The sequence below is a fragment of the Bacillus methanolicus MGA3 genome (genome assembly GCF_000724485.1).
Classification (GTDB): Bacteria; Bacillota; Bacilli; order Bacillales; family Cytobacillaceae; genus Bacillus_Z; species Bacillus_Z methanolicus_A.
Map to the genome: position 1 here is coordinate 788,075 of NZ_CP007739.1, position 19,117 is coordinate 807,191.

22 protein-coding genes are annotated in these 19,117 nt (G+C 37.3%); 14 read left to right on the plus strand and 8 right to left on the minus strand.

Translation table 11 applies throughout. The features are described 5' to 3' along the window. Positions 1 to 40 precede the first annotated feature (40 nt). The 4 genes from BMMGA3_RS03935 to BMMGA3_RS03950 all read left to right on the plus strand — a co-directional run bounded on the left by BMMGA3_RS03935 (position 41) and on the right by BMMGA3_RS03950 (position 5,582). Positions 41 to 1,264, plus strand: a complete 1,224-nt coding sequence (locus tag BMMGA3_RS03935) for a metallophosphoesterase family protein (RefSeq protein WP_004433373.1) — start codon at positions 41 to 43, stop codon at positions 1,262 to 1,264. Continuing rightward, positions 1,261 to 4,248, plus strand: a complete 2,988-nt coding sequence (locus tag BMMGA3_RS03940) for an ATP-binding protein (RefSeq protein WP_004433374.1) — start codon at positions 1,261 to 1,263, stop codon at positions 4,246 to 4,248. Before BMMGA3_RS03935 ends, BMMGA3_RS03940 begins: the two co-directional genes overlap by 4 nt. A gap of 52 nt (positions 4,249 to 4,300) precedes the next feature. Continuing rightward, the gene (yhaM, locus tag BMMGA3_RS03945; RefSeq protein WP_038502050.1) at positions 4,301 to 5,245 is read left to right on the plus strand and encodes a 3'-5' exoribonuclease YhaM; all 945 of its coding nucleotides are present in this window, start codon (positions 4,301 to 4,303) and stop codon (positions 5,243 to 5,245) included. A gap of 145 nt (positions 5,246 to 5,390) precedes the next feature. Beyond that, the gene (locus BMMGA3_RS03950) at positions 5,391 to 5,582 is read left to right on the plus strand and encodes a sporulation YhaL family protein (protein ID WP_004433378.1); all 192 of its coding nucleotides are present in this window, start codon (positions 5,391 to 5,393) and stop codon (positions 5,580 to 5,582) included. A 188-nt stretch (positions 5,583 to 5,770) separates the two neighbouring features. Here BMMGA3_RS03950 and BMMGA3_RS03955 read toward each other — a convergent pair whose 3' ends face one another. Continuing rightward, a complete protein-coding gene (locus BMMGA3_RS03955; RefSeq protein WP_004433379.1) occupies positions 5,771 to 6,631 on the minus strand; it encodes a peptidylprolyl isomerase in 861 nt (286 codons plus the stop codon). A 198-nt stretch (positions 6,632 to 6,829) separates the two neighbouring features. Here BMMGA3_RS03955 and BMMGA3_RS03960 point away from each other — a divergent pair, with 198 nt between their 5' ends. Then, positions 6,830 to 6,913, plus strand: coding sequence for a YjcZ family sporulation protein (locus tag BMMGA3_RS03960; RefSeq protein WP_034669193.1), 84 nt, complete (start codon positions 6,830 to 6,832; stop codon positions 6,911 to 6,913). Positions 6,914 to 6,978: 65 nt separating this feature from the next. Further along, complete coding sequence (locus tag BMMGA3_RS03965) at positions 6,979 to 7,071, plus strand: YjcZ family sporulation protein (protein WP_003350733.1); 93 nt, start codon at positions 6,979 to 6,981, stop codon at positions 7,069 to 7,071. Positions 7,072 to 7,129: 58 nt separating this feature from the next. On the opposite strand, the gene BMMGA3_RS18185 is transcribed toward BMMGA3_RS03965, so the two are convergent. The 3 genes from BMMGA3_RS18185 to BMMGA3_RS03980 all read right to left on the minus strand — a co-directional run bounded on the left by BMMGA3_RS18185 (position 7,130) and on the right by BMMGA3_RS03980 (position 8,760). Further along, positions 7,130 to 7,309: a hypothetical protein gene (locus BMMGA3_RS18185; protein WP_004433382.1), complete on the minus strand. Its 180-nt coding sequence runs from the start codon at positions 7,307 to 7,309 to the stop codon at positions 7,130 to 7,132. A gap of 259 nt (positions 7,310 to 7,568) precedes the next feature. Continuing rightward, entirely contained in the window at positions 7,569 to 8,144 is a 576-nt protein-coding gene (locus BMMGA3_RS03975) for an HTH-type transcriptional regulator Hpr (RefSeq protein WP_004433383.1), read from the minus strand. Positions 8,145 to 8,400: 256 nt separating this feature from the next. Continuing rightward, a complete protein-coding gene (locus BMMGA3_RS03980) occupies positions 8,401 to 8,760 on the minus strand; it encodes a YtxH domain-containing protein (RefSeq protein WP_004433384.1) in 360 nt (119 codons plus the stop codon). A 196-nt stretch (positions 8,761 to 8,956) separates the two neighbouring features. On the opposite strand from BMMGA3_RS03980, the gene BMMGA3_RS03985 reads away from it, so the two are divergent. Then, on the plus strand, positions 8,957 to 9,148 hold the full coding sequence (locus BMMGA3_RS03985) for a membrane protein YhzF (protein WP_004433386.1): 192 nt from the start codon (positions 8,957 to 8,959) through the stop codon (positions 9,146 to 9,148). 121 nt (positions 9,149 to 9,269) lie between these two features. Here BMMGA3_RS03985 and BMMGA3_RS03990 read toward each other — a convergent pair whose 3' ends face one another. Beyond that, entirely contained in the window at positions 9,270 to 9,806 is a 537-nt protein-coding gene (locus tag BMMGA3_RS03990; protein WP_004433388.1) for a tryptophan transporter, read from the minus strand. A 112-nt stretch (positions 9,807 to 9,918) separates the two neighbouring features. After that, a complete protein-coding gene (gene serC, locus BMMGA3_RS03995; protein ID WP_004433390.1) occupies positions 9,919 to 11,001 on the minus strand; it encodes a 3-phosphoserine/phosphohydroxythreonine transaminase in 1,083 nt (360 codons plus the stop codon). Between the two features lie 214 nt (positions 11,002 to 11,215). Between serC and BMMGA3_RS18190 the strand changes: the two genes are divergently transcribed. From BMMGA3_RS18190 to BMMGA3_RS18200, 3 genes are read left to right on the plus strand one after another with little or no spacing between them, the layout of a single operon-like run. Continuing rightward, entirely contained in the window at positions 11,216 to 11,548 is a 333-nt protein-coding gene (locus tag BMMGA3_RS18190) for a hypothetical protein (protein ID WP_004433393.1), read from the plus strand. Positions 11,549 to 11,577: 29 nt separating this feature from the next. Further along, positions 11,578 to 11,787, plus strand: coding sequence for a hypothetical protein (locus tag BMMGA3_RS18195; protein WP_004433397.1), 210 nt, complete (start codon positions 11,578 to 11,580; stop codon positions 11,785 to 11,787). 37 nt (positions 11,788 to 11,824) lie between these two features. Then, positions 11,825 to 12,028 (plus strand): hypothetical protein, encoded by a 204-nt coding sequence (locus tag BMMGA3_RS18200; RefSeq protein ID WP_237712846.1) that lies wholly within the window; start codon positions 11,825 to 11,827, stop codon positions 12,026 to 12,028. Between the two features lie 128 nt (positions 12,029 to 12,156). On the opposite strand, the gene BMMGA3_RS04005 is transcribed toward BMMGA3_RS18200, so the two are convergent. Further along, on the minus strand, positions 12,157 to 12,576 hold the full coding sequence (locus BMMGA3_RS04005; protein ID WP_004433401.1) for an HIT family protein: 420 nt from the start codon (positions 12,574 to 12,576) through the stop codon (positions 12,157 to 12,159). Positions 12,577 to 13,193: 617 nt separating this feature from the next. On the opposite strand from BMMGA3_RS04005, the gene BMMGA3_RS04010 reads away from it, so the two are divergent. From BMMGA3_RS04010 to BMMGA3_RS04025, 4 genes are all read left to right on the plus strand, one after another. Beyond that, positions 13,194 to 13,934 carry an ABC transporter ATP-binding protein gene (locus BMMGA3_RS04010; RefSeq protein ID WP_004433405.1) on the plus strand — a complete coding sequence of 247 codons (741 nt, stop codon included), beginning with the start codon at positions 13,194 to 13,196 and terminating at the stop codon, positions 13,932 to 13,934. Further along, entirely contained in the window at positions 13,927 to 15,138 is a 1,212-nt protein-coding gene (locus BMMGA3_RS04015; RefSeq protein ID WP_004433408.1) for an ABC transporter permease, read from the plus strand. Before BMMGA3_RS04010 ends, BMMGA3_RS04015 begins: the two co-directional genes overlap by 8 nt. A 143-nt stretch (positions 15,139 to 15,281) precedes the next feature. Next, positions 15,282 to 16,850, plus strand: a complete 1,569-nt coding sequence (locus BMMGA3_RS04020) for an IS1182 family transposase (protein ID WP_038502053.1) — start codon at positions 15,282 to 15,284, stop codon at positions 16,848 to 16,850. Positions 16,851 to 17,037: 187 nt separating this feature from the next. Continuing rightward, positions 17,038 to 17,760, plus strand: a complete 723-nt coding sequence (locus BMMGA3_RS04025; protein WP_004433415.1) for an EcsC family protein — start codon at positions 17,038 to 17,040, stop codon at positions 17,758 to 17,760. A 15-nt stretch (positions 17,761 to 17,775) separates the two neighbouring features. On the opposite strand, the gene BMMGA3_RS04030 is transcribed toward BMMGA3_RS04025, so the two are convergent. Further along, positions 17,776 to 18,987, minus strand: coding sequence for a M20 family metallopeptidase (locus tag BMMGA3_RS04030; protein ID WP_004433418.1), 1,212 nt, complete (start codon positions 18,985 to 18,987; stop codon positions 17,776 to 17,778). Positions 18,988 to 19,117 lie beyond the last annotated feature (130 nt).

Genomic DNA, 19,117 nt, shown 5'->3' on the forward strand with positions numbered 1-19,117 from the left:
ATGCTACAATGAAATAAAAACGGACGAGAGGAAACTTGTAATGAAAGAAGTAACATTCATTCATGCTGCCGACCTTCATTTAGACAGTCCGATGACAGGTTTAAAGCATTTGCCGAAGCAAATTTTTCAAAGGCTGCAGGAAAGCACGTTTCACGCTTTCAGAAGGCTAATTGATGCCGCCTTAACGTTTAATGTTGATTTTGTCATTCTAGCAGGTGACTTATATGATGGAGAAAACCGCAGTCTACGTGCTCAAACCCGTTTTCGGAAAGAAATGGAGCGGTTGCTAGAGCGAAATATTCCTGTCTATATTGTTCATGGCAATCATGACCATTTAGGAGGTATGTGGCCGCATTTTCAAATGCCAGACAATGTACATATTTTTAAAGAGCATGTTGAATCGAAAGATTTTCAAAAAAGCGATGGAACGACTGTCCGCCTGTACGGATTCAGTTATCCCGACCGTCATGTGTTTGATCGAATGATTACTCAATATAAAAGAGAAGAAGGCGCCGATTTTCATATTGGAATTCTTCACGGATATCATGAAGGAAGCAGTAATCACGGCAAATATGCTCCTTTTCATCTAAAAGAGCTGCTTGAGAAGCAGTTTGATTATTGGGCACTTGGCCACATCCATAAGAGATCTATTTTATCAGAATTTCCACCTGTTTTGTATCCCGGAAACATTCAAGGCCGGAATAAAAAAGAAACAGGTATAAAAGGGTGCTATTTTGTTTCATTAACTGAACATGACGCGAGTTTGCGATTTGTTGAAACCTCTGATGTGATTTGGGAAGATGTAAAAACGGATGCAGAGCATATTGATTCGGTTCATGAACTTTATGAATTTTGCAGGAAAACAATGGAGGAATATCGCCGGGAAGGGATCGGTACCCTTTTACATCTTTCTTTAACTAACGTCAAGATTGACGGGATGCATACACAATTGTCTGAATGGCTGGAACTTTTTCAGGAAGAAGAGAAAGATGAAAGCTCATTTGTATGGCCTGTAAAGATAGAAGTGGAGGAAAAGGTCAATTGGGAACGGAGCAAATTGACTTTGGAGGCGGACTTTTATCGCGAGCTATTCGAGGCCATTGACGAGTACAGAGATATAGAGGAATGCCTTTCTCCGTTATATCAACATCCGAATGCACGAAAATATTTAAATGCTTTAGATGAATATGAGAGTGCAAGGTTGAAAAAAGAAGCCGAGGATTTGCTTATTAGAAGCTTATTACGAAAGGAGGCGTTTGAATGAAAATTGTTGATATCCATATTTACGGTTATGGAAAATTTGAAAATGTGAAAATCTCAAATTTGGGCGAATTCCAGGTATTTTTCGGTGAAAACGAAGCAGGGAAATCAACGATCATGTCGTTTATTCACAGTATTTTATTTGGTTTTCCGACAAAACAGCAATTGGAACAGAGGTACGAACCAAAAAATTCAGCAAAATATGGCGGCCAGCTTACCGTCATCTTAAACGATGGAAAGAAAGCAATGATTGAACGGGTAAAAGGAAAAGCAACCGGTGACGTGAGTGTTTTGCTAGATGATGGAACCCGAGGCGGAGAAGATCTGCTGAAAAAGTTGCTTTTACATATCGATAAAGGTTTATTTCAGTCTATTTTTTCTTTTAATCTCCATGGCTTGCAAAATGTCCATCGGCTAAAGAGTGAGGACCTGGGAAAGTTCTTATTCTCAGCTGGAACGTTAGGTTCAGACCGATTGATGACTGTGGAAAATGAGCTTCAAAGAGAGCTGGATGCCCGTTTTAAACCGAGCGGCAAGAAGCCTTCTTTAAATGAAAAACTGAAAGAACTGCGGCAATTGCACGGGGAATTGAAAAGAGCAGAACAGCAAAATGGACAATATTGGAACCTTCTTCAACAAAAAGCCGATCATGAAAAAAATATTGCTTTATTGGAGAATGAAGCAGAACTTTTAAAAAAGAAGTTGAGCCTGCTTGACGAATGGAAGAGGATGCTTCCCCTCATTAAGGAACGGGCTTTTTTGAGTGAAGAGCTTAAGCAGTATGACGATATAGTTTTTCCAATCGACGGTATGAAAAGGCTGGACTGGCTTGAGCAAAATATACACCCTCTTGACAGCCGTATTAAAAGTTTAGAACAAAGAATACAATCGCTGGAAAAAGAATTGGCTGATTTACTTCCGCAAGTACGTCTCATTGAATGTGAAACAGAAATTTTTACAGCAGTTGAAAACATCCCTCTTTATGAACAGCTTAAAGCAGAAGAAAATCAGATTAAGATGAAGCTCGCGAAAGTGAACGAGGATATTTCCATTTTAAAGGATCAGCTGCATGCCCCGGTTGATGAAAAATGGCTTGAAAAAATAAATACGAGTGTTTTTATGAAAGAAAAAGCCGCAGACTTACATATAAAACATCAAAGGCTGAAAGAAAGGCAGCACGAATTGGATTTGCGATTTTCGGAAGAGAAAAATGCACTGGAAAAAATTGAAGAAACGATGAAAACGATTCAAAGCGAGCTTTTACCTGAGAATGAGAGATTAGCATTAATGGAACAGCTCTCTATCGCCGCTGATAAACGTTCTTTTGAAAAAGAACTTCAGGATATAAAAGAGAAGATATCTTTTTTCAATCGTGCAATGCAAAAAGAAAAAAAGCAGAAGGAACAAGCATTGCTTCAGAAGCTTTTCTTCTCGATATTGTTTTTGGTTATGCTAGGATGGGGAATCTATAGCAAGCAGTGGATTGTTGCAGCCATAGGCGGTGCGTGTCTAATCTTTCAAATTCTGATGCTGGTTAAGGCATGGAAATCCAATACAGTTCCGGAGATTTTGGCTGAAATTCAGGCATTAAAGGATCGGGAAAAGGATGTTTTGGCGTCCATACATTTGCCGAAAGAAAATGATCTTTCTGATATAAAGGAAAAACTGGACAGAGATGAACAGCTTCGGGAGCAGCATCAAATAATGCAAATTAAGTGGCAGCAGCAAAATGCACAATATGAAAAGATTATTGCTGCTTTTGAAAAATGGGAACAAGAATCGCGGGAACTTGAGCGAAAAACAATTGAATTAAAGAAAGAATTGCAGTTGCCGGGATCCATTGATCCACAGAACATTTACGAAGCATTTCAGCTGATTGAAAAATTAAAAGCAAACTTCAGAGAGAAATTGTACTTGACTGAACGGCTGACAAATCTAGAAAAGGGACTCAAAGATATAGAAAGGCAAATCTTCAATTTTGCAGATACCTTTTTGGGAGAAAACCAGTTAAGCATCCAGGAAAGTGCCTTTAGGCTAAAAAATTTATTAAAACATGAACTTGGCAAACAAATTCAATATAATGAGAAACAGGCCAAACTTGTAGAACTAAAAGAAGAACTCCACAAACTTTCTGTTGAGCGAATGCATTTTCGAAAAGAAGCAGATAAGCTGTTTTCTTTGGCAAATGCAAAAACGGCAGAGCAGTTTCGGGAAATCGGCAAAAGAGCAGAAAAGCGGGATAGAATTACTGATCGGTTGGGAGAAATTGAAAGGCAGCTGCAGTTTATGTCTATTCCTCTTGAACAGAGAACAGAATTTTCGAATGCTGACCCTGATGAACTTATCGATGAATGTTCAAAAAAACTGGAATATATTCATTCTGAATTGCTAAGATTGCGGGAGCAGCTTGCAGAAGTGAAATTTGAAATTTCTGTTCTTGAAAATGGGGGAACGTATTCCGATCTTTTGCATAAATTTTCACTATTAAAATCTGAATTTGAAGAAGATGCGAAAGAATGGGCTCGATTTGCCATTGCAAAAGATTTGCTTGTAAAAACGGTTGATAGCTTTAAAAAGAAACATTTGCCTAAAATGATTGCGAAGGCTGAGGAATTTTTGTTTTATTTAACGGAAGGAAACTATATCCGTATTCACCCTCAGGAACATGGAAGCGGATTTCTGATCGAAAATAAAGATCACATTTTATTCGAGGCAATTGAACTCAGCCAGGCAACTGCTGAGCAAGTGTACGTTTCCTTAAGGCTGGCACTCGCTGTAACACTTTACAAACATTTTCATTTTCCAATTATGATTGATGACGGCTTTGTCAATTTTGATGAAAACCGGACGAAAAAGATTATCACACTTCTAAAAAGTCTTATCGGTCAGCAAATTTTATTATTTACATGTCATAAGCATTTACTTCATTATTTTGAAAGTGATCAAATTAAAAAGTTAGGAGCAGAGGAAGAAGTGCCAATCCGGTAATTGCGGCTGTTGTGATATACTATTTTTATAGAAGGGAGCGGTCGGAAAATCCATGACTAAAGGAATTCAGTATTATGATGTAGGAGAACAAATTGAGTTATTTTTATTAATAAAAAACGCCACAAAAGGAATTGCCAGCAATGGAAAGCCTTTTCTCACTCTGATTTTGCAAGATCAAAGCGGAGAAATAGAAGCAAAATTATGGGATGCTTCTAATGATGATGAAAAAAATTATGCACCGCAAAAAATCGTGAAAGTACTTGGGGATATCCAAAATTACCGTGGACGAAACCAGCTTCGCATCCGCCATATTCGTCCGGCGTCTCCGGAAGATCCCGTTAATCTTTCCGATTTCCTTGAAACTGCTCCTGTTTCGAAAGATGAAATGATCAGCAAGATAACTCAATTTATATTTGAAATGAAGAACCCAAATATTCAACGTATTACGAGGCATTTGCTTAAGAAACATCAAGAGTCTTTCTTAGAATACCCAGCTGCAACAAAAAATCACCATGAATTTGTTTCAGGCCTTGCTTATCATGTAACAAGTATGCTTGATTTATCTAAAGCAATTGCAGACCTGTATCCTAGCCTTGATAAAGATTTGCTTTATGCCGGGGTTATTCTTCATGATTTAGGGAAAGTAATTGAATTATCAGGACCGGTTTCAACGTCTTATACGGTTGTAGGGAACTTGCTCGGGCATATTACAATAATGGTAAATGAGATTGGGAAAGCAGCAGATGAATTGGGGATTTCAGGAGAGGAAGTATTGATGCTTCAGCATTTAGTCCTTTCACATCACGGGAAAGCAGAGTGGGGAAGCCCAAAACCGCCGCTTATAAAAGAAGCGGAAATTCTTCATCTTATCGATAATCTTGATGCAAAAATGAACATGCTTGATCGTGCTCTCGCCAGAGTGAAACCTGGTGAATTTACCGAACGGATCTTTGCCCTCGATAACAGGTCATTCTATAAACCTACGTTTCATAAATGAAAGCAGAAGCCTCTCAAACGAGGCTTTTTTACGTTTATGAGTTGATAGAGAAGAAATCAGGCCCGCCTGTTCTGTAGAAAGGGACATATTTTCTTTTTTCTTACATAAGCTTGTACTAAGTATAGTGTCAGGGGAGGAAAATACAATGCTTGTCCCTTTTTGGGTTTATTTAGTTGTAGGGGGAATTATGATCAGTGCTTATATGGCCGTAAAGGCGGGGAGAGAAGAGCGACAGCAAGAAATGGAGAGCATCGAGCTTGAGGGATCTATTTATATGGAGCGTCTTGAACAAGAAAGAAAGAAAAAAGTTGAAAAACAGAAGTCTTTAGAAAGTTAATCAATTAAAAACGGGTCCTTGCTGGAACCCGTTTTTTTTGAGCCGTCGATCACATTTATGAGCTTTCATTCAAAATATATGAACTGAATTTCAGACTCCTCCAATAAAATAAATACACAAATACGATTAAAACCATTTTATGTATTGTCATTGTTGGAGGAGTCAGAGCCTTATATGTCAGCCTCTATTTATTTCTCTGACTGATTAAGTATATCTTCTAAATCTTTATCTTTGATTTTAACATCGGCATCTTTCAATTCTCGGTTCATTGCTTTTTGAACGATATCTTGATCAAGTTTGGAGACCTTTAATTTATACTCAAGTTCATTTTTCATTTTATCAAACGGTTTTTTTTCCTTTTTATCTGTTACTTGAATAATGTGCCATCCATGTTCTGTTTTAACCGGATCGCTTATTTCATTCACTTTAAGGGCATAAGCTGCTTTTTCAAACTCTGGAACCATTTCGCCTGCACCAAACCATCCCAAGTCTCCGCCTTTTTTAGCTGAAAGTGTGTCTGTAGAATATTTTTTTGCAAGATCTTCAAATTTTGCTCCGTTATCAAGTTTTTTCTTAATTTCTTTTGCTGTTTTTTCATCTGCCACTAAAATATGGCGGGCTCTAATTTCAGGTTTGTAATTTTCGTAATACTTCTTCAATTCATCTTCTGTAACCTTAACTTCTTTAACTGCTGCTTTTTCTTGAAGAAGGCTGAGTTTTAATGCTTTCTTTAAGTCTTCTTCACTTTTATATCCATATTGAGCGAGGGCCATATTAAAACTGTCGCCAAGCTGGCTTTTTAATTCATCAACCTTTGCATTTAATTCTTTGTCTGTCACTTTATATTTTTTGGAAAGGACTTTTTCGTAAATAAGCTCTTGAAGTGTTTGCTTTCCATATTTTTCTTTCATCGCATTATAAAGCTCGTCCTTTGTAATATTGCCAGCTTTCGTTTCTGCTACTGCCTCTGAGCCCCCTCCTTGTGTATTACATGCGCTTAAACCGATAACCCCAGCAGTTAAGAATAGGGATATGATCCATTTTTTCATTTTTAAACACTCCTATAAAAAATTTGGTGGATAAATTTTCAATACACATCCATTACTATAACACAAAAGAAGTAAGAACATAAAGAAATTCAATGCTTTTTATGATTCCGAAAAATTGGGTTAGTCAAGATACATGCCTATTCGAAATAAGGGCGACTTGAATAGTATAAGATAGCAACCCATGAAGGAGGTGTTACTATGAGTGGAGGATTTGGTGGCGGCTTTGCGTTAATTGTTGTGTTGTTTATCTTATTAGTAATTGTTGGTGCATCATGGTTTTAAGTCTAAGAAGACATAGACGGCGTTAAGGCAATTTGTCTTATGCATTGCTGAAAGGAGGAAAAAATATGTCCGGTGGACCAGGCTATTACGGCGGAGGATTTGCACTTATAGTAGTCCTCTTTATCCTTTTAATCATTATCGGAGCATCATGGCTGTAAGCAATGCGAAAGCCTAAAGCAAAAGCGGTGAGTATTCCTCACCGCTTTATTATGTACTTTACGTAAATAAAATTTCTAAATAGGAAGACGTCAGTAAAATTAAAATTAAGATATTTATAGTTCTAAACACTTTTGGTTGACGGTCTTCTGGAATTTCCTTTTGTATACAAAGGCTATTTGTCAATTTGTTAATATAAAAAACAATAAAAATGGAAAAAATAATAAAAACAGAGATCATCTATGATTCCCTCTTTCTGGAAAGCATACTAAAGACAATTTAATGACACAAAAATCATTGAAAAATATAGTTTAAAAAAGTGTTAAAAACTCACTTAGATACTGTACGATGAAAGATCAAAAAAATCAATAGGAAATTCCGAGTCATTTTTGAAAAATTTTATGACAAAATTAGCGTACAATTGAAGTTGAAAAGCCATCTATATTGCTTCGTGATTAAGTTTTCCCCATAATCATCGATGACTCGAAATTCTATTTGATTAAACGTATTCCTGTTTGCTTAATTCTTTTTTCTTAAGACGACCGTCAACTTCAATAAATTCCGTCTCGATATTATGAAAGGATTTCTCGAATATTTCCATAAAATCATCACCGTAAATATTTCTTAAGATGGCCATTATCTCGATGATTTCCGGAAATTTGCCATATAGTTCCCTTAACGGCAATGCACCTGTAAAAGCAGCGTTTTTATCAGGCCGATACGATTCCATTAAACTTAATAATACTCTTTCTCCTTTTTCAGTTAATTGTACGTAGGTGTTTCGTTTGTCGTTTTCCTTTTTTGAAAATTGGAGCAATCCTCTTTCTTCAAGCTTTTTCGAAAAGTTAAAAGCTGTTGACACATGCATGACCCCAAATTTGGCAACGTCGGATATGGACGCCCCGTTCAAATGATAAGCAATCCATAAAATATGATGCTCATTAATGTTTAAATCATAAGGCTTAATCCATTGCTGCCAATCTTTTTCAACCGATTTCCAAAGTGCTTTGCTTAATTGTGCGATTCTCTGGCTAAACATAAATGCTTCTTTCATAGAATATGTTTTCTCTGTCATCTCCAATTCACCTACTTTTTTTTATCTATTTTCATTATGCCAATAAAACAAAAATTAATAAAGATGTAAATTTACTAAATTTTAAGAAAACAATTGTGGCACTTGTTGATAAAAATCTGCTTGGAATTATCCCTAGCTTAAACAACATTTTGATGTAGAAGTGAACAATTTTTATAATATATTTCTTTTCGTCCGAAATAGAAAAATTTCCTTCTACTCCTTACCAATAAGCTTAAGGAAAAGAAGGATTATGTAATTATTGTTTTGCATTTAATATTTGTTCAAGGTCATTGAGCTTCTTTTCAATTTCTTGAATTTCTTTTTTAAATTGTTGCTGATGTGGCCGGATATCATTTTTCCAATGATCAATGGAAGACCTTACATCGGAGGCAAAAGTGGTAAGTGCTTCTTTTCCTTCTTTTGAAGCAAATACAGCTACATCCTTTAATTCAGCAAGATTCCTTTTTAGAACTGATAGCTGATTCATCCAATGATCTTTACTCTCCATCAAATTTTGCCTCGTTCTATATCCGGAAGCAGGGGCAGTCAACAGAGTGCCGATACCGGCAGCAACCCCTCCAACCAAAATACCAAGGAGCAAAGATTTTATTTTCATATTAAACACCTCTTTTACATTGTTTTATACATAAATTCTTTATAACCTTCATTAGTAGATTAAATCGGTATACATATCTTCAATCACGGTTAAGCGAAATTAAACCAATAGGATTTTACATAGCAATTTGAAGACTGGCATAAATATTAATATTGTATGTTGTCTCATCATCCGGCTATGTGAAAGGAGTGGGAACATGGATGGGATCATTTTCGGCTTTTTTGTCCTTAGTGCCGTTTTATTAATTGGCACGGTCCTTAATCTAATTGCGACAAAAAAGCCAGGTATTTATCCTCCAAAGTATATATTAAAGAAAAGAGCAGGTATACTTGCTGCAGGAGGAATAGCCGTTTTATTTCTTGGCATATTGCTTCTTTCTTTTCGATAATGAGCTGTATAATGTATGGATACTTAGCAAAAAAGAACCCTTTGAGGGTTCTTTTTATATCTAGCTATGCCTCTCTGTGCAAGAGGTCATAAGACAGTATCATTTTAGAGTTATATTTAATTTAATTAATAATTGTCTTGGTTTGCTGCTGTGTAATTTTTGTCCTTTTCATAATTCCATTTGCCACCGGATAAAGAATAACCATCGCGATCGTATTGACCGCTGATGCAGGAAGCACAACTGTTCCAAATAATGCAATAAATGGTCCAGGAAGACCTACAATGAAATATGCCGATCCTAAAAAGACAATTCCTGAAATGATCGTGCCAACAGCAGTTAAAACTGCAACACTAATAATCGACGATCTGTATTTTTTAAGTGCAAGAAATAACCCAAAGAAAATAAATGAGGTTGCAAGTTTATCAATAATGTTTGGCAATAAGCCTCCAGGGAACGTAGTTGTTAAACCTGAAATTAATCCGGTAACTGCACCTAATAAGAGGACGTTCTTTTTTTCAGGAAACAAGATGATTCCTAAAAACATCATCATTAACATCATGTCCGGTTTCATCCCTAGGAAAAATCCGGGCATAACCGCATGCAAAACTGCACCTATACCAACTAATAAGGACAAGACTACAAGATTTCTCGTATTCATTTCTCAACTCTCCTCTGCTCTTCTAAAAAGTAATCTTTTCCTGCAGTGCTCTCTTTGCCTGCAGCGAAAAGGTTTCTATAATTATATCATACAATATTTCACAATAAAAGTACTAATATTGGGATTTGAAGCTTTTCATAAAATCAGCAAGTTTTATAACATGCTCAAGCGGGACAGCATTATAGATAGAAGCCCGGCATCCGCCAATCGAACGGTGTCCGTTTAAGCCGATAAAACCATTTTCCTTGGCTTGTGTCAGGAAGGCAGCAGTAGTTTCTTCTGATTTTAGCCGGAATGTAACATTCATATGTGAACGGCTATCTGGATCAGCATGTCCTATATAAAAACCATCGCTGTTATCAATGACGTCATACAATATTTTTGCTTTTTCTTGATTCAGTTTAGAAATTTTCTCTATTCCGCCAATCGAATCAACCCATTCAAGAACGAGCTTGAATAAGTATATAGCTAGAGTAGGAGGGGTGTTATAAAGTGAATTATTTTCCGCATGGGTACGGTAATTTAACATGGTTGGAAGTTCATCCTCGGATAGAGACAATAATTCTTTTTTTATAATAACAACCGTTAATCCGGATGGGCCAAGGTTTTTTTGTGCCCCGGCATAGATTAAGCCAAAATCTTGAACGTTAATAGGTTTGCTTAATATATCACTGGACATATCTGCAACGAGTGGGGCACTTAAGTGTTTTGGGAACTTATGCCACTGAGTGCCGTGTATTGTTTCGTTGCTTGTGATATGAACATAAGCAGCATCATTTTGCACCTGTATACCGGATAGATCGGGAATTGATTTATAATTGTTTTCTTTTCCAGAAGCAAGGATTGAAGTTTGCCCAATTTTTTTTGCTTCCTTTAATGCTTTTTCAGACCAGGAACCGGTTAAAACATAGTAGCCCGTTTTTTTACGTTTAAGCAAGTTCATCGGCACCATCGAAAATTGTAAACTGGCTCCCCCTTGAAGCAAGAGAACTTCATAATCATCCGGTATTTGCAGAAGTTTCCGGAGCAGGGAAACAGCTTCAAAGTGAATTTCTTCATAGTCTTTGCTTCGGTGGCTTAATTCCATTACTGACATACCCGTACCATTATAATTGAAACATTCTTTTGCTGCTTTTTGCAAAACTGCCTCCGGGAGCGCAGCCGGCCCGGCATTAAAGTTAAATGCACGATTCATGAATGTTCCCTCCGCATCAAATTGATTTCCTATCATGCACGAAAAAAAGATAATTCTATCCTATCAAAAATTTCGAAAAATAACAGATGGGAATTTGAAATGTTTTTTGAAAAAAATAAAACATACTAAGAACTGTCTGTTAAATCCCCTTGAATCAAAGATTCAAACGGCTACTATGCGCATTCATTAAACCGATAAAAGTGATGCCCATCGTTTGGCCCAAACTCACTTCACAACCGAACGGCGCTTGAAAAAACTGCAGGATAACTACTTCGACCAAATGCGTGCGCTTTCCCGATACTATCATGAATTAGACGAAGAACTAGCGGTGCTTCGAAGTCGAATGCACACTTTACTACAACTGACTTTCCCAGAAATGGAATCGCTGTTCACACAAAAATCCGAGCTATTTTTGAATATTCTACAGCTATTCCCACATCCTGATTGCGTTAAAAATCTTTCAAAGACGGTTGTACGCAACCGGCTACTTGCCAACACAGATAAGAAATTAGCGCCTAAAACGGCGGAGAAAAAAGCCTTCAGTTAATAGATGCAGCACAGGATTCATATCCAGCAGTGGATCAAGACGACATTCGCTGTGAACAGCTAAAAGATTATGCCATACGTTCTTTAGCCATTTTAAGAAAACGTGAGGAACTAATTCAGCAGATGGTTGATCTTTCAAAAGAACGAAATGAATATCGAATATTAATCAGTATTCCTGGCATAGGGGAAAATACAGCCGTTCGTTTGATTGGAGAAATAGGCGGACATTACACGCATTGAAAATCATAAGCAACTCAATGCCTATGCAGGAATTGATATAAGGTGTTTTCAATCAGGCATATTGTTTTACAAAGATAGAATCAATAAGCGTGGCAACAGTCACCTGCACAAAATCCATTACTTTACGATTCAAAATATGATTCGCCAACGACGCTTTCTATTTGGCATGCGAAAATCTTTTTTTGGAGGAAGGGGTACCCCTTCCTCCAAAAAAAAATTAATTATTTCAAATAACTATTGATAAACCTCTTGACTAATCGTAAGAAGGGACTGACTCACAAGTAAAGGTCAGACCACTCTAATAATATCTTTTTATATTTTGTTATTTTTGGAGGGAGTCAGGCCTTTAGAGTTATTCCTGAAAATGTTTTATAAATGATTGCTGATGTTTTCAGCTATTTTCTTCAGATCTTCAGGTGTATAGTCACTTGTATGGGTTTTCCAGACAGCTCCGAATCCATCGCCTTTTCCATAGCGGGGAATGATGTGCATGTGGTAATGGAATACGGTTTGGCCGGCTTCTTTGCCATTATTATTAATTAAATTCATACCGACAGGGTTAAATTCTTTTTTTATAGCATTTGCAATTTCTGGAACAACTTCAAACAGGTTACGTGCAATTTCCGGAGTAAGTTCGTAAACGTTTTCTTTATGTATTTTTGGAATTACCAGCGTATGGCCTTTAGTCACCTGGCTGATGTCAAGAAATGCAAGGACATGCTCATTTTCAAAAACTTTTGCGGACGGAATTTCGCCATTGACGATCTTGCAAAAAATACAATCGCTCATATACAACATCCTTCCAATGCTTTTTTATTTATATAGGCTTGGAATCCTTGCCTTTTCCTGGTATTTTACCATATTTTCATTTTGGAAATAAAGAAATAAGGCAGGATTCATGTAGAATCCTGCCGCGAAGGAGAAACGCTTCATTTTATACGTTCACTATCTAGCCAGCTTTAGTAAGCCTTCGATAAACACCTCATTTACAATTGATTAGTGTCTATTAGGATTTTTTCGTTCAAGGTGACCATCCCCTTATTTCTTTATATGTTTCACAACTTATAAAGCGGTTGATGATCTTTAACAAACACCTCATTCCAATCATGTGGTGCCGCATAGCGGGTTATGAACGCTTATGGTTGATCAGCACTTTTATGTGCATCATAATGATCCCTTTGATTAGGAACGAATTGAAGCTTTTATTGAAAGATATTGTCTTTAACAGACACCTCATTTCAAGTTATGATGATTTTCATCATCAAACATTGTTGTTTCCCCTTCGATATTAGATTGTCCAGATAGAAAAGGTTTATACACGATTTTTTTCAGGACAAAATGACTTTGCTACTGATTTAAAATCCATTTTGATAAAATAGGAATAAGAAAATTGGGAGGCGTTTTATATGGCTTTATTAGAAATTAGGAATGTGACAGGCGGCTATACGAAAAACCCCGTGTTAAAAGATGTTTCATTTGATGTTCATTCAGGCGAAATTGTCGGGCTTATTGGTCTTAACGGTGCGGGAAAAAGCACGACCATTAAGCACGTTATCGGCTTAATGGAACCTTATAGCGGCCAAATCACAATTAATGGCCTCGCATTTGAGCACGATAAAGAAGCATACCGGAAACAGTTTACATTTGTGCCGGAAACGCCAATTTTATATGATGAGCTGACACTTGAAGAGCATTTAAAAATAACTGCTATGGCTTATGGAATTGATGAACATACATACAAGAAAAGAATGGAAACATTATTAGATGAGTTTCGCATGAAAAAAAGGTTGAAATGGTTTCCTGCTCATTTTTCAAAAGGGATGAAGCAAAAAGTAATGATCATGTGTGCTTTTTTAGTCCAGCCTTCTTTGTACATTGTTGATGAACCCTTTGTCGGACTTGATCCTCTTGGAATTCAATCTTTTTTAGATCTAATGACAAAAATGAAAGAAGGCGGAGCGGGTATTTTGATGTCCACTCATATATTGGCTACAGCGGAAAGATATTGCGACCGCTTTGTAATTTTGCATGAAGGAAGAATTAGAGCAATAGGGACACTTGAGGATCTTCGAGATCAATTTTCAATGCCGGAAGCAACTTTGGATGACTTATATATTCAATTGACAAAGGAAGAAGACTATGTTTAATGCAGAAAAGCTTTGGAAAGAGAGAGCTGCACGAACAAGCAAAGAGTTAAGGCGATATCTTCGTTATATTTTTAACGGCCATCTTGTCATTGTTTTTCTTTTTCTGCTTGGAACGGCAGCTTTTTATTATCAGGAATGGATTAAATCACTAACGCCTGGCTTCCCTGCAGCTTTTTTGATGGCGATAATGATTGGCATCTTTTTAACGTATAGTCCTATTTATACATTTTTGCTGGAAGCAGACCGGATTTTCCTGCTCCCTCTTGAGGATAAGCTTTCCGGATATTTTAAGCGCTCTATTATGGTTAGTTTTGTTATTCAGGCTTATCTTTTAATTCTCGTATTGGCTGTTTTTATGCCGCTGTATGTTCAGGTAAATAACGGTCGGTTTCAAACCTTTTTTTACTTTCTTATGATGCTCTTTATCGTTAAAGGCTGGAATTTAGCATTGAGATGGCGCATTCAATATTATGTGGAGACGAATGTTCACTTCATTGATTCATGTATTCGATATTGCATTAATGCTGTGTTCTTGTATTTGCTTTTTTCAAATGCAAGCCTTTTGTTTCTCGTATTGATATTTGCGGTTATGGGCATTCTTTACTTATATTTCCGTTTTCAAACAAAAAACAAAGGATTAAAATGGGAATATTTAATCAGCCTTGAAGGAAGACGAATGACTTCTTTTTATCGGATTGCGAATTTATTTACCGATGTTCCGAAGATTAAAGATCGAATTAAGAGACGGAAATGGCTTGATTGGCTAGTAAACCGGGTTGAATTCCATCATTCGCAGACATATACCCATCTCTATGTAAGAACGTTCTTTCGATCAGGAGATTATTTTGGCCTGTTCATCCGTTTAACTCTGATCGGTGCCGGCAGTTTTTACTTAATTTCATTTGGTTTTGGACAGGTCTTGCTTGTTTTAATGTTTTTATATTTGACAGGGTTTCAACTCCTGCCGTTATGGAATCACTACCAAAATATATTATGGGTGGACTTATATCCTGTAAAAGTCGATTTTAAGATGAAGTCTTTTAACCGTTTGCTGCTGATGATTCTCATGATCCAGAATATGGTCTTTTCTCTCATCCTTTTTTTGAAAGGGGAATGGGCCGAGGCATTAGCTGCACTTGCTGCGGGAACTGCCTTCAATTATTACTTTGTTTTCATTTTTAGCAAGAAACGCTTAAAGTTCTAGAAAGATGGAGGGGCTGACCCAAAAGGAACTAAAAATTTCCTTTAAGAGGTCGTCCCTCTTATTTTAAAAAATATAAAAGAGAATCGCTCCATTTGGTAAAATTGAAGTGACTAAACAACAACCAACAAAGGAGCGATTCTCTTATGAAACATGATCATATTTCCTTCATTTATTATAACATAGACCAACTTATTCTACCACTAGATTTAGAAGTCCTCATCCCTGAACATCATCTCGCACGTGTTGTGCATGAAGCGGTTGAACAGCTCGACGATTCTATTTTTCTCCCTCATTACAAAGGCGGTGGCCGCAGCAGTTATCACCCGAAAATGATGTTGAAGATTTTAGTGCATGCGTATGCCGAAAAAATTTATTCTGGTCGAAAAATTGCCAAACAGTTGAAAGAAAACATTTACTTCATGTGGCTAAGCGGGAACCAACAACCGGATTTCCGCACCATCAATCGATTTCGATCCGAACGTATGAAACCCATTATCTATGAAGTCTTCTTCTCAGTAGTCGAACTCCTACGTCAAAAGGGACTTGTTCGACTCGAAGATTACTATTTGGATGGAACCAAAATCGAAGCCAATGCCAATCGATATTCGTTTGTGTGGATAAAGGCTGTCAAGAAATATGATGAGAAACTGAATGAGAAATATCGAAAAATCGCCTTTGACATTGAACGGGTTCTCGAGGGAGAACTCCAACAAGAGTCATTGGATTTAGACGAGCAATTAGAACAAAAGCCCGTTACCTCTAAAGAGATTCAAGAAACCATGAAGAAAGTAGATGAGCATTTAAAAAAAGATCCGTCTAATAAAACGCTAAAGAAAGCAAAGAAACAATTGAGTGAAGACCTTCTCCCACGGAAGCAAAAATATGAACAACAACGAAAAATTGCCCAAGAACGAAACAGTTTTTCAAAAACCGATCATGATGCGACCTTCATGCGAATGAAAGAAGATCACATGAAAAATGGGCAATTGAAACCAGGATATAATGTACAAATGGGAACGGAAGGTCAATTTATCATTGGGTATTCTCTTCATCAACGAGCAGGAGACACACGTTGTTTCATCGAGCATCTGGAACATGTAAACCAATACATTTCCCTCCCTCAAAATATTATTGCCGATTCTGGATACGGGAGCGAGGAGAACTATACATACTTAGAAGAACAAGGAAAGAAAGCATACATTCCTTACAATACGTTTGACCAAGAGCAAAAGAGAACATGGAAAAAACGGATCGAACGAGTCGAAAACATGGAATATGATGAGGAATTCGATGAATTCATTTGTGCGAATGGACAACGTTTCACTTTTCAATATGAAACAAAGAAGGAATCAGACCACGGGTACCTATCAATCAAACGTCGATATCGATGCGATCAGTGTCAAGGTTGTCCATTCCAAAGTACTTGTGCAAAAGGAAAAACGTATCGCACCATCACCATTTCATTAAAGAATCAGATTCAAAGAAAAGAAGTAAAAGAACGATTACATTCTGACGATGGAAAAGAAAAATATCGACGTCGAAAGATTGATGTGGAAAGTGTGTACGGTCAAATCAAACAGAATCTAGACTTTCGACGTTTTCATTTACGAGGCCTCTCCAAAACGACTGTGGAATGGGGTCTAGTTTGCGTTGCACACAATTTTAAAAAGTGGCAAAAAATAAGGACACTTCAACAAGGGGAAATAAGGTAAACCCCTCAATCAAATGAAATTAACCTGAAAAAATACCATAAAATTAACAATAAATACCAAGGTTATACAAAAAAGCTGACTCATACATCGCTTAAAAGCGATGTTTTGAGTCAGCCCATTTTTTTACGAAACCTATAAGGTAAAAGTACGTATATCAGGTAAGTGAAACAGAGAGGGAAGGATTTTAATGAATGAATACGAAATGAAGGTATATGAGGAAGTAGAAGATTGGAAAAGAAAAATGCAAAAGAAATCCGGACTAATGAACCGAATTTCAAAAAAAGCCCAGAATAAAATAAATGAAATGATACCTGAGAAAGTGCACCAAATGATGACCGACGCTATTAAGAAAATGGTGAAAGCAACATTAACAGGTTCTCATCTTTTAACAAAAAAGCAGCAGGCGAGAGGGTTGTCCCTGGCTGAGAAAGATCAGCTTCTAAGAAAGAAATTAGAGGTTTATCGGAAAACAGCAGCGATCGAAGGGGCCGGAACGGGAGCGGGCGGCATTTTTCTCGGATTAGCTGATTTCCCACTATTGTTGTCGATTAAAATGAAATTTTTATTTGAGGTTGCTTCCATTTATGGATATGATACTAGTCTTTATGAAGAGCGCTTATTTCTCTTGCATGTCTTTCAATTAGCTTTTTCAAGTGATGAAACGAAACAGGAAACACTTGTGCTGATTGAAGAATGGGAGGAACGGAAGAAAGAATTGTCGGACATGGATTGGCGCGAGTTCCAGCAGGAATACCGAGATTATATTGATTTTGCAAAAATGCTTCAGCTTGTTCCCGGGGTTGGAGCGATTGTAGGCGCATATGCCAATTACAACTTGCTTGATCATTTGGGGGAAGTGGCCATGAATGCCTACCGGTTAAGATTATTAAAAACGCCCCCTACTTATTAGTTGGGGGCGTTGTCACTAGACAGTTTTTTCGATAGCAGGTTCACTGTTTTTTTGTATTGATTGGTAATCAATTGCAGCAGTCCCAAGTGTTTTTGCTGCAATTAGCATTGCTTTTTCATCAATATCAAACTTTGGATGGTGGTGTGGGTATGTTTCTATTGCATTCGAAGGTTTGGCACCTGTGAAAAAGAAGGTTCCTTTTACATGCTGCAGATAATACGCGAAATCTTCGCCGCTCATTTGCGCTTCCGTTTCCGTAATTTCCTTGACTTCAGGGACCTGTTTAGCGCAGTCAATCAACAATCGAGTTTCATCCGGATGGTTGACTACTGCAGGGTAGCCTCGTTCGTAAGTATACTCGTATGAACTGTTAGTAGTATAGCACGTTCCTTTTACGACTCTTTCAATTTCAGCTTCAATAAAGCTCCGAACTTCTTCGTTAAATGTGCGTACGGTTCCGATTAATTTAGCTTTATCTGCAATGACGTTAAAGGCATTTTCAGCGACAAACGACCCGACAGTTATGACGGCAGAGTCGATCGGATTCACCTTGCGGCTGATAATTTGTTGCAGATTTAATACTAGCTGCGAAGCGGTCACAATCGCATCTTTCGTTTTATGTGGTTGTGCTCCGTGTCCGCCTTGTCCTAGAATGACGATTTCAAACCGGTCTGCTGCTGCCATAATAGGTCCTACTCGGTATTGAATCGTACCGGTTGGTTCAGTTGCCCATAGGTGGGTTCCGAAAATAACGTCAACTCCTTCCAGGCAGCCATCTTCAATCATTTTGATTGCTCCACCTGGTGCATACTCTTCAGCATGTTGATGAATCATCACATAATTTCCTTCTAATTCTTCACGCAATTCATGCAAGCATTTTGCTAGCACAAGGAGAGTCGCTGTATGTCCATCATGTCCGCAAGCGTGCATAACACCTGGAACGAGTGATTTATAAGGAACGTCTTTTTCGTCTTGAATTGGAAGGGCATCAAAATCTGCTCTAACAGCAACAGTTTTCCCCGGCTTTCTACCATATATCTTCGCAACGACTCCGTTCCCGCCAACGTTACCTTTTACTTCAATTTCGAGCTTTTCATAATAAGTTTTTATGTAGCGGGCAGTATTTTCTTCTTGAAAAGATAATTCTGGATGCTGGTGTAAATATCTTCGAATAGAAACCATCTCTTCATAAGAACTTTCCAGTTTTTCATATAATTTTTCTTTCATCAGGAATTCCTCCAATAATTCATAAAACAGTTGCTGTTTTTTGATAATTATAACATTGATAAAGCGAAAGATTATAAAAAAGAACCATAGCCGAAAAACCGTAATAGGAACTCATTTTTAACAAGGCAGC

Bases quoted from the DNA above. Each gene is read 5' to 3' on its own strand.
- BMMGA3_RS03935 (WP_004433373.1), top strand. From the start codon at position 41: ATGAAAGAAGTAACATTCATTCATGCTGCCGACCTTCATTTAGACAGT.
- BMMGA3_RS03940 (WP_004433374.1), top strand. From the start codon at position 1,261: ATGAAAATTGTTGATATCCATATTTACGGTTATGGAAAATTTGAAAAT.
- yhaM (WP_038502050.1), top strand. From the start codon at position 4,301: ATGACTAAAGGAATTCAGTATTATGATGTAGGAGAACAAATTGAGTTA.
- BMMGA3_RS03950 (WP_004433378.1), top strand. From the start codon at position 5,391: ATGCTTGTCCCTTTTTGGGTTTATTTAGTTGTAGGGGGAATTATGATC.
- BMMGA3_RS03955 (WP_004433379.1), bottom strand. From the start codon at position 6,631: ATGAAAAAATGGATCATATCCCTATTCTTAACTGCTGGGGTTATCGGT.
- BMMGA3_RS03960 (WP_034669193.1), top strand. From the start codon at position 6,830: ATGAGTGGAGGATTTGGTGGCGGCTTTGCGTTAATTGTTGTGTTGTTT.
- BMMGA3_RS03965 (WP_003350733.1), top strand. From the start codon at position 6,979: ATGTCCGGTGGACCAGGCTATTACGGCGGAGGATTTGCACTTATAGTA.
- BMMGA3_RS18185 (WP_004433382.1), bottom strand. From the start codon at position 7,309: ATGATCTCTGTTTTTATTATTTTTTCCATTTTTATTGTTTTTTATATT.
- BMMGA3_RS03975 (WP_004433383.1), bottom strand. From the start codon at position 8,144: ATGACAGAGAAAACATATTCTATGAAAGAAGCATTTATGTTTAGCCAG.
- BMMGA3_RS03980 (WP_004433384.1), bottom strand. From the start codon at position 8,760: ATGAAAATAAAATCTTTGCTCCTTGGTATTTTGGTTGGAGGGGTTGCT.
- BMMGA3_RS03985 (WP_004433386.1), top strand. From the start codon at position 8,957: ATGGATGGGATCATTTTCGGCTTTTTTGTCCTTAGTGCCGTTTTATTA.
- BMMGA3_RS03990 (WP_004433388.1), bottom strand. From the start codon at position 9,806: ATGAATACGAGAAATCTTGTAGTCTTGTCCTTATTAGTTGGTATAGGT.
- serC (WP_004433390.1), bottom strand. From the start codon at position 11,001: ATGAATCGTGCATTTAACTTTAATGCCGGGCCGGCTGCGCTCCCGGAG.
- BMMGA3_RS04005 (WP_004433401.1), bottom strand. From the start codon at position 12,576: ATGAGCGATTGTATTTTTTGCAAGATCGTCAATGGCGAAATTCCGTCC.
- BMMGA3_RS04010 (WP_004433405.1), top strand. From the start codon at position 13,194: ATGGCTTTATTAGAAATTAGGAATGTGACAGGCGGCTATACGAAAAAC.
- BMMGA3_RS04015 (WP_004433408.1), top strand. From the start codon at position 13,927: ATGTTTAATGCAGAAAAGCTTTGGAAAGAGAGAGCTGCACGAACAAGC.
- BMMGA3_RS04020 (WP_038502053.1), top strand. From the start codon at position 15,282: ATGAAACATGATCATATTTCCTTCATTTATTATAACATAGACCAACTT.
- BMMGA3_RS04025 (WP_004433415.1), top strand. From the start codon at position 17,038: ATGAATGAATACGAAATGAAGGTATATGAGGAAGTAGAAGATTGGAAA.
- BMMGA3_RS04030 (WP_004433418.1), bottom strand. From the start codon at position 18,987: ATGAAAGAAAAATTATATGAAAAACTGGAAAGTTCTTATGAAGAGATG.